The organism is Planctomycetota bacterium, assembly GCA_038746835.1.
In the GTDB taxonomy this organism is placed as follows: Bacteria; Planctomycetota; Phycisphaerae; order Tepidisphaerales; family Tepidisphaeraceae; genus JBCDKH01.
The window spans coordinates 1-7793 of sequence record JBCDKH010000173.1 but is presented as its reverse complement, the minus strand read 5'-3'; the positions used below and the strand labels follow the sequence as shown (position 1 = coordinate 7793).

Sequence of the window (7793 nt, the reverse complement as noted above, 5' to 3'; positions counted from 1 at the left end):
GAGCCGATCGTCGTGGATTCGGTAGGCAATCAGGAGCTCTTTGCGATCCTTGCCGCGTCGGTCGACGATCTTGGGTTCGACGAGGCTCTCGTGCAACCAGACTTCGAGGAAGTCCTCGGCCCCGGGAAGCTTGAGGCGTTGTTGGAGCTGGTCGAGCGCGTGTCCCTGGACGACGACGGGTCGCTCGCGTTCCGGGTCTGGCATCGCAACGCCGACATCGATCGGCTTCCACGCGATCTTGTTCAGTCCGCCCTTGTGATTGTCGCGGGCGACGTCGAAGGTGCGGCGCGGAATGCCGTCGAGCCGGATGGTCCGGCTTTGGGTCGGCAGCAGCGTGATCGTGACGATGAGTTGCAGCCCAAAGCGTGCGTTGCGTTGGCCGATCTCGCTGACGAGGACGTTGCCAGCCATGCTGCTGCGGCGGGCGAGTTCGGCACCGAGGTTGTGGTGTAGCCGAGCGGCGCTGCGCATGAAAAGGCTGTTGTTGCCCTCGCCGTTGACGTGCCGAAACGCCGCGCCCGCGTCGGCCAGAAAGGTGTTGATCCTCTCCCACGACTGCTCGCCGGCGGTGGCTTCCGAATCCGGTTGCTCGGCGTGTTTCGCCTTCAATTCCATCTTCCGGCTGTGGTCTTCCGCCAGTCTTCCGGCTGAGCACATGCCCAGGAAGCAGCCGTAGATGTCGCGGACAGCGATGCTGCCCTTCTTGGGGTGATCCTCGACAACTTCGACTGCGGTCTCACGAAAGAGCTGCCGGATGTGGTCGCGGAACCGTCGCTCGTTGGCGTCGACCTTCTTGGGCTCGTGCAGCCGCGGATCGATCGCGAATGCCACTTCGGGATCCGGGATCTTGAACTGCGCAATGAATCGCCGCTCACGCAGCGTCAGCGCGTCGAACCGCGCTTTCAGGCCAAGGTCGAAGGCTTCGTCGAAGCAGGCGAACGTCTCGCGCAGCCGCGCGATCCGCCGCGCCGCAGGATCGTGCGATCCGCCACGTCGCTTCTTGAGTTTGGCACTGTCTCGCCCGGATCGACTCATGCCCGGGAAATCGGCACAACGTGTCAGGCGTCCGTACGTCCGACAACTTCGGCCGTCATGATGCTGATAAGCCCGCCCGCGGGACGAGCGTCAACGAGCTGTTCCAATGCATCCGGGGAGGCCAAACCGACCACCGCATTCGAGAGGCGTGTGAGGCGTCAGAATCGATACTCGAATTGAAGTGTGACGCTCGGGGTCACGAGCAATCCGATGTCTGTCGAGTCGTCAGCCAAGTCGTCAAAGTCCCCTGCGACGACGTTCAAGTCAACACCCAGTGTGATTTCGCTTTGGTTGCTAAATCGGTACGTGCCGCCGAAGATTCCGCGGATGAGCAAACCAAGGGTCGATTCGTTCAGATCACGACCGTCGACTCGATCGACCGTTTGCTCGATCCACGAAAATCCGACACCCCCGCCGTAGATCAGACCAAAACCGTCGTCGAGCGGCGTCGAGACGCTGTTGGAGGACACGTCGATAACCCGGAGGCGACTGGAACGATTCGGCCCGCTCCCTTCGAGACTGGCGGAGGTCAGCCGAACCTCGCCGAAACCGTAGTGTCGCCTGGAGACGCGGTTCTCGACGAGGCCGAAGCGGAAAAACAAGCTGCCTGCGTCGGTGTAGTCCGAGGACGTCGTGCTTTCGATATACGGCGCGTACGCGATGCCGATGCCACCTTGCCCGGCGGCCGTCCCGAGCGGGGTCGGAGTGATGACGGGTTCGTCGCCGTCCGACTCGGTCGAAGCAAGCTCACCGCTTGTGTCAGCTGAAAGCTGGCCGCTTGCCTGAGCCGAGACAAACGCGCTCGCAGCGGCAGCGATGAGCAACCGAGCAACGAGCAGCGACGGGCTGGTGGCGTTCATCAAAGGCCTGCGAAAAGTGAGGTTTCGGGCCTGCACACGAAGCAACCCGCAGCAGCCCTCGCCTGCCCACCAACGGGCTCGACCGCTGGCCGTGAGGAAATCACACCGCTTTGAGCTTGTAGCGGATGAACTCCGCTCGGGCGGCTTTGCGGTCGTCGCCTTCGAGCTTCTTGTCCATCAGCTTCTGGAGGTGTGCTGGCTGGGTCATGAGGACCAGCTCGTTGACGGCCTGGATCTCGATGTCTTTCACCCGGCCGAGGTGGATGCCGAGGCGGAGGTGGCTGAGGAGCTTGAGGGCTTCCTCGCTGCTCATCAGGCGGGCGGAGCGGAGGACGCCCAGGGCGCGGAAGACGATGTCGTCGAGCGCGGTGGCGCGTTCGCTTCGGAGGGTCCGGCGGGCCTGGTGCTCGTAGTCGATGATCTTGGGGATCGTCGTGTGTTTGAAGTCGCTGATCAGCTCCTGCTCGTCCTTGCCAAGGGTGGTCTGGTTGGAGACCTGGTAGAAGTCGCCGGTGGCTTCGGTGCCTTCGCCGTAGAGGCCGCGGACGGCGAGCTTCATGTCTTTGGCGGCGCGGAAGACTTTCTCGATCTCGCCGAGCAGCTTGAGCGCCGGCAGGTGGAGCATGACGCTGACGCGGATGCCCGTGCCGACGTTGGTCGGGCAGGCGGTGAGGTAGCCGAAGCGTGGATGGAAGCTGAACTCGAGCTGCTCTTCGAGGGCGTCGTCGACGTCGTTGATCTGCTCCCACGCCTCGTCGAGCTGCAGGCCGGACTTGAGGACCTGGAGTCGGAGGTGGTCCTCCTCGTTGACCATGATCGACAGGTCTTCTTCCGAGCCAACGGCCACACCTCGTGCCCCTTCGGCGGCGGCGTGGTGACGACTAATGAGGTGGCGCTCGACGAGCAGCTCTCGGTCGAGCTCGGTCGCCTGGTCGAGGTCGACGTAGAGCGTCTTGGGGGCGAGGTCGGCGTCGAGGATGGTCTCGCGGATGCGGCCTTCGAGCTCGCGACGATGCTTGCGGCTGGCGGTGGTGAGAAACGTGTAGCCCTTGACGTTGCGTGCGAGCCGGATGCGGCTGCTGATGACCGTCTCGCTCATCGGCCCACTCCCGCGGAGCCATTCGCCGGCTTTGCCTGTGAGGTCGGAGAGTTTCATGGGCGGGCAGAAGAGGCTGAGAAGCGAGAAGTCAGAAGCTGAGCCGAAGGCAGAGACGTGTCAGACGCCGGGGCTCAGTTTCCCTCCGTTTCGGCGATCTGATCGCGAAGCCGGGCGGCTGCTTCGTAGTCCTCGGCCTCGACCGCGCGGGTGAGCTCGCGGCGGAGGCGGTTCATGTTGGGACGCTTCCGAACCGCACCGTCGCCACGCCGGCGGGTCGGGACCTTGCCGGTGTGGTGCGTCGAGCCCTCGTGCGCCCGCTTCAGCAGCGGCGTGAGTTGTTCTTCGAAGAGGCTGTAGTCGTTCTCGCACCCGAGCAGGCCGCCCTGCTTGAACTTGGCCCAGGTCATGCCGCAGACCTCGCACTTCTTCTGGGCGGTCGACGCTCCTGCCCCGCTGTGGGCCAGGACGAAGTTGCTCAGCAGTTCGTTGATCGGCTGGTGCGACTTGCCGCCGGCACCTGCACCGACGCCCTCGTTGACGAACGGGCAGTCCTTGCACAGGTGCTTCTCGATCTTCTGCCCGGCCTTGATCTCCGTGACGTGGACCGTCTTTGGCTTGCTGCAGTGCTCGCAGGCCGGATTGTCTGGGGCTCCTTCGGGCATGATCGACCTCGCTCCACACTAGGAGTGTCGGCCAGCCCGGTCGGCGGTTTCAGATCAGATCGCGGCCGCTTTTCTTGCCTCAGCGATGCGGGCGTGGGCGCTGGTCTCGTCGGGGGCTTCGCAAATGATGCGGAGGATCGGCTCGGTGTTGCTGGCCCGGACGCTCAGCCAGCCGTCGGGCCAGTCGATACGCAGGCCGTCGGACGTGTTGATGTGCTCCTCGCTGAACCGCTCGGCCACCTGGTCGATCACCGGCTCGGCGTCCTCCTTCTTCGCCAGCGGCAGCTTGTCCTTCACAATCACGTACTGCGGCATGTCGGCGACGAGCTCGCTGAGCGTCATGCCGGTGTCGGCCAGCAGCGTCAGGACGAGCGTCATCGCGACCAGCGAATCCCGTCCGCCGACGACGCGTGGGTCGATCACGCCACCGTTGCCCTCGCCGCCGAGGACGGCGTTCTCGCGACGGATGCCCTGGATGACGTTGGCCTCGCCGACTGGCGTGCGGATGACGGTTCCGCCGAAGCGCGCCGCGACGTCGTCGATCATGCGGCTGGTCGACAGGTTCGCGACGATCGTGCCGGCCTTCTTCTTGCTCAGGATGGCCCGGGCACACAGAGCCAGCGTGTACTCCTCGCCGATGTACGTGCCGTTCTCGTCGACGATGGCGAGTCGGTCGGCGTCGGGATCCTGCGCGAAACCCACGGCCGCCTTCTGTCGGCGGACCTCGTCGCAGAGGCCTTGCAGGTTGGCCTCGGTCGGCTCGGGCTCGTGCGGGAACTGGCCGTCGGGCTTGTCGCCGAGGTGGACCAAGCGGCAGCCGAGCTTGCTCAGGAGCGTCGCTCCGGTGACGCAGCCGGCCCCGTTGACGCTGTCGAGGACGACCTTGTACGCCTTGGTGCTGATGCCGAGGATGTCGCGGCCGTCGAGCACGCGTTTGACGTGATACGCGTGCGTCGTCGGATCGCTTTTGGGCTGGACGAGCCGATCCACCGGCACCAGCGGCGGGTCGTCGGCGTCGTAGAACCCGCGAATCTCGGCGACGTCGTCGGGCGGCGGTGCGATGCCGGTGGCGTCGAGGAACTTCAGGCCGTTCCAGACGATCGGATTGTGCGAGGCGGTCGCGACGATGCCGGCGTCGGCTTCGAGGTACGTCACCATCATCGCGACGCCCGGCGTGCTGACGATGCCGAGGTCGATGAGCTCGATGCCCGCCGCCACCAGCGTCGCAGCGGCGGCGTCGCGGACGTAGACGCCCGACGGTCGGGAGTCGCGGCCCAGCACGACCTTCGGCGGCTCGTCGTTCGGCCGGTCGTGCCGGCTCCAGAGCCATTTGGCAAACGCCCCAGCCATGCGCGAGACGACGGCCGGCGTCAGCGTCCCGCCGACGGTGCCCCGCATTCCGCTCACGCCGATCATCAGTGCGTCCTCAGGCATGGCGCACGGTAGATGGCATGACCAGCTCGTCATCCTGAGCGAGCGCAGCGAGTCGAAGGACCTCGTTTGCGTGAATGGGCAGAACCGCTGCGAGGTCCCTCGGCTGCGCTCGGGATGACGGAGTGGGGGTCACGTCCCGATGTACTTCGCAACCGTGGCTCGCGCGACAGACGCGTTCTGCGTGCCCTGTACCAGCACACGCCCGTCGGCGAAGACGCTGAGCGACACGTCCGACGAAGCCGGCTTGAGCTTCGCCAGGAACCGCGTCGCCGAGCGTGTGCCCTCGACGTCGGCCCAGCGTGTGGCGAGCGATTCCAGGTCGAGGCGACTCCCGAGACGAAGCTGGATCGTGTCGCGGCCGCAGAGCTCGACGCTTTCGGGCGGTGGTGCGTCGAGGAACGGGAACTCGCGTCGTCCGCAGCAGGGACAATCCGGGTCGCGACGGACGGTGACGCGTCGGAAGCTGCCGGTCCAGACGTCGAAGGAGTGGAGCACCGACGCCGAAGCGGAAGCTTCGGGGATCGTGGCATCGGACTCCGTTGTCTCAGAACCCGAAGCTTCCGCTTCGGCGTCGGTGAGCAGGCGCAGTGCAACCGCGGATTGCAGGTTGGCAGCGACACCGGTTGCCATTGCGAGGACGCCTGCGGTGTCGCAGGTCGGAAGCGTCCCGGGCTCGGGTGGCTCTGGAAAGACGCAGCGGAGACACGCCGTCTTGCCCGGGACGACGCCCATCGCCCGGCCCGTCGTGCCGACGGCACCGGCGTAGACCCACGGCACGCCGAGCTTCACGCAGGCGTCGTTGAGCAGGTAGCGCGTCTCGGCGTTGTCGGTGCCGTCGAGGACGATCGTCGCGTCGGTCACGAGGTCGGCGACGTCGGCCGAGGTGACGTCCGTCGGGCGGGGCTCGATCGTGATGTCGCTGTTGACTGCGCACAGGCGTTCGGCGGCGGCGACGGCTTTGGGCTGGCCGACGTCGGCTTCGGCGAAGAGCGTCTGTCGCTGCAGGTTGGACAGCTCGACCAGGTCACGATCGACCAGGATCAGTCGGCCCACGCCCGCGCGGCAGAGGAGGTCGGCGGAGACTGTCCCGAGGGCTCCGACGCCCACGATGACGGCGGTCGCGTCGGCGAGCTTGCGTCGGCCCGCGTCGCCGATTTGCGGCAGGATGGTTTGCCGGTGGTAACGGTCGGCCATCGGTCCAACACTACTGCCATGCCCGACGACAACGATGCCAAGCAGATCGAAACCGACGCCATCGAAGCGGCCCAGAAGCTGGGCGACTTGGTCGCCAAGCACCCCGTCTTCGAGCAATACGCCAAGGCGAGCAAGGCTCTTCGCGACGATCCCGAGGCCGGCCGGCTGCTGCAGCAGTTCGAGCAGAAGGCGATGGTGCTCGCCCGCAACGAACAGATGGGCCAGCCCGTGACGGCCGGCGAGCGTCAGGAGCTGGAGCAGATGCAGCAGACGATCGCGGGCAACCTGCGGGTCAAGGCCTTCAGCATCGCCCAGGCCGACATGACCGACGTCCTCCGCAAAGTCAGCCAAGCGTGGCAGAAGCCGGTCTCCAAGGCCCAGGGCGAAGACGACGCCCCGAGCGGTCCCAGCGGTGGTATGGGCGGCGTTCAGGGTGCAAGCCCGATCTCGCTGGGGTGATCGTAGAAGGAGTCCGTCATCCCGAGCGCAGCCGAGGGACCTCGCAGTGCTTCTGCGCGTTTGGCAAGGCGAGGTCCTTCGACTCGCTGCGCTCGCTCAGGATGACGGAACGCGATAAGCGACTTATTCCTCGGCGCCGGTCTGGGTGGCGTAACCCTCGGCGTCGAGGAGGACGTCGAGTTGGGTGGCGTCGGTCATGCGGACCTTGATCATCCAGCCGCCCTCGTGGGGGTCGGAGTTGACGAGCGACGGGTCGCTGACGATGTCTTCGTTGACCTCGACGACTTCGCCGGAGACGCCGCTGACGAGGTCGGCGGTGGCCTTGACGGATTCGACCTCGCCGAAGGCCTCACCCGCGACGACTTCGCTGCCGGCTTCGGGCAGGTCGACGTAGGTGACGTCGGTCAGCTCGTCGGCCGCGTGCTGGGTGATGCCGATGGTGCAGACGTCGCCGTCGGCGAGATGCCACTCGTGCGTGTCGAGGTACCGGCGGTCGTTGGGGATGGGCATGGCAACTTGTAGGGTGGGCGTTGGCCCGCCATCGATTTGCGAGGATTTTCCGATCACAGAGGTGGGCTGAAGCCCACCCTACGGGTTGTCTGACGTCACGAAGGCCGCTTGTAGAACGGCAGCGGGACGACCTTGCAGCGGACGACCTCGCGTTTGAAGTCGACGCCCAGCAACTCGCCGATGCCGGCGTAGGTGGAGGCGACGTAGGCCATCGCGATGCTCTTGCCGAGCGTGGGCGAGAGGCAGCCGCTGGTGACCTCGCCGATCGGCACGAGGTCGGCCATGACGGCCTGTCCGGTGCGGGCGGTGCGCCGGCCGTCAAGCTCGAGGCCGACCAGCACCTTCTCGGGCCCGTCTTCGGCGATCTGGCGAATGCGGTCGCTGCCGGAAAAATCGTGCTCTTTGCCTACGGCCCAGCCGAAGCCGGCACCGATCGGATCGATCTCGCCAGTCAGCTCTTGGCCGTATAGCGGCAAGCCCGCCTCGATGCGGAGGGTATCGCGGGCACCGAGGCCGCAGGCGTGGATTGGGCCGCTCGTG

At 66.0% G+C, this 7793-nt stretch carries 9 protein-coding genes; 1 reads left to right on the top strand and 8 read right to left on the bottom strand.

Annotated elements, in window-relative coordinates; translation table 11 throughout:
• From AAGI46_13920 to AAGI46_13895, 6 genes are all read right to left on the bottom strand, one after another.
• A partial coding sequence (locus AAGI46_13920; protein MEM1013303.1) for a hypothetical protein occupies positions 1-1035 on the bottom strand: 1035 nt, incomplete at its 3' end.
• A 158-nt stretch (positions 1036-1193) separates the two neighbouring features.
• Positions 1194-1895 (bottom strand): hypothetical protein, encoded by a 702-nt coding sequence (locus AAGI46_13915; protein MEM1013302.1) that lies wholly within the window; start codon positions 1893-1895, stop codon positions 1194-1196.
• A 100-nt stretch (positions 1896-1995) separates the two neighbouring features.
• Positions 1996-3051, bottom strand: a complete 1056-nt coding sequence (locus AAGI46_13910; GenBank protein MEM1013301.1) for a protein arginine kinase — start codon at positions 3049-3051, stop codon at positions 1996-1998.
• 74 nt (positions 3052-3125) lie between these two features.
• Entirely contained in the window at positions 3126-3656 is a 531-nt protein-coding gene (locus tag AAGI46_13905; GenBank protein ID MEM1013300.1) for a UvrB/UvrC motif-containing protein, read from the bottom strand.
• 54 nt (positions 3657-3710) lie between these two features.
• Positions 3711-5090, bottom strand: coding sequence for a phosphoglucosamine mutase (gene glmM, locus AAGI46_13900; protein MEM1013299.1), 1380 nt, complete (start codon positions 5088-5090; stop codon positions 3711-3713).
• A gap of 129 nt (positions 5091-5219) precedes the next feature.
• On the bottom strand, positions 5220-6284 hold the full coding sequence (locus AAGI46_13895) for a ThiF family adenylyltransferase (protein MEM1013298.1): 1065 nt from the start codon (positions 6282-6284) through the stop codon (positions 5220-5222).
• Between the two features lie 18 nt (positions 6285-6302).
• On the opposite strand from AAGI46_13895, the gene AAGI46_13890 reads away from it, so the two are divergent.
• Positions 6303-6743, top strand: a complete 441-nt coding sequence (locus AAGI46_13890) for a YlbF family regulator (GenBank protein MEM1013297.1) — start codon at positions 6303-6305, stop codon at positions 6741-6743.
• A 123-nt stretch (positions 6744-6866) separates the two neighbouring features.
• Here AAGI46_13890 and gcvH read toward each other — a convergent pair whose 3' ends face one another.
• Positions 6867-7253 (bottom strand): glycine cleavage system protein GcvH, encoded by a 387-nt coding sequence (gene gcvH, locus AAGI46_13885; GenBank protein ID MEM1013296.1) that lies wholly within the window; start codon positions 7251-7253, stop codon positions 6867-6869.
• Between the two features lie 95 nt (positions 7254-7348).
• A partial coding sequence (locus AAGI46_13880) for a glycine cleavage T C-terminal barrel domain-containing protein (protein MEM1013295.1) occupies positions 7349-7793 on the bottom strand: 445 nt, incomplete at its 5' end.

Bases quoted from the DNA above. Each gene is read 5' to 3' on its own strand.
- AAGI46_13905 (MEM1013300.1), bottom strand. From the start codon at position 3,656: ATGCCCGAAGGAGCCCCAGACAATCCGGCCTGCGAGCACTGCAGCAAG.
- AAGI46_13915 (MEM1013302.1), bottom strand. From the start codon at position 1,895: ATGAACGCCACCAGCCCGTCGCTGCTCGTTGCTCGGTTGCTCATCGCT.
- glmM (MEM1013299.1), bottom strand. From the start codon at position 5,090: ATGCCTGAGGACGCACTGATGATCGGCGTGAGCGGAATGCGGGGCACC.
- AAGI46_13910 (MEM1013301.1), bottom strand. From the start codon at position 3,051: ATGAAACTCTCCGACCTCACAGGCAAAGCCGGCGAATGGCTCCGCGGG.
- gcvH (MEM1013296.1), bottom strand. From the start codon at position 7,253: ATGCCCATCCCCAACGACCGCCGGTACCTCGACACGCACGAGTGGCAT.
- AAGI46_13895 (MEM1013298.1), bottom strand. From the start codon at position 6,284: ATGGCCGACCGTTACCACCGGCAAACCATCCTGCCGCAAATCGGCGAC.
- AAGI46_13890 (MEM1013297.1), top strand. From the start codon at position 6,303: ATGCCCGACGACAACGATGCCAAGCAGATCGAAACCGACGCCATCGAA.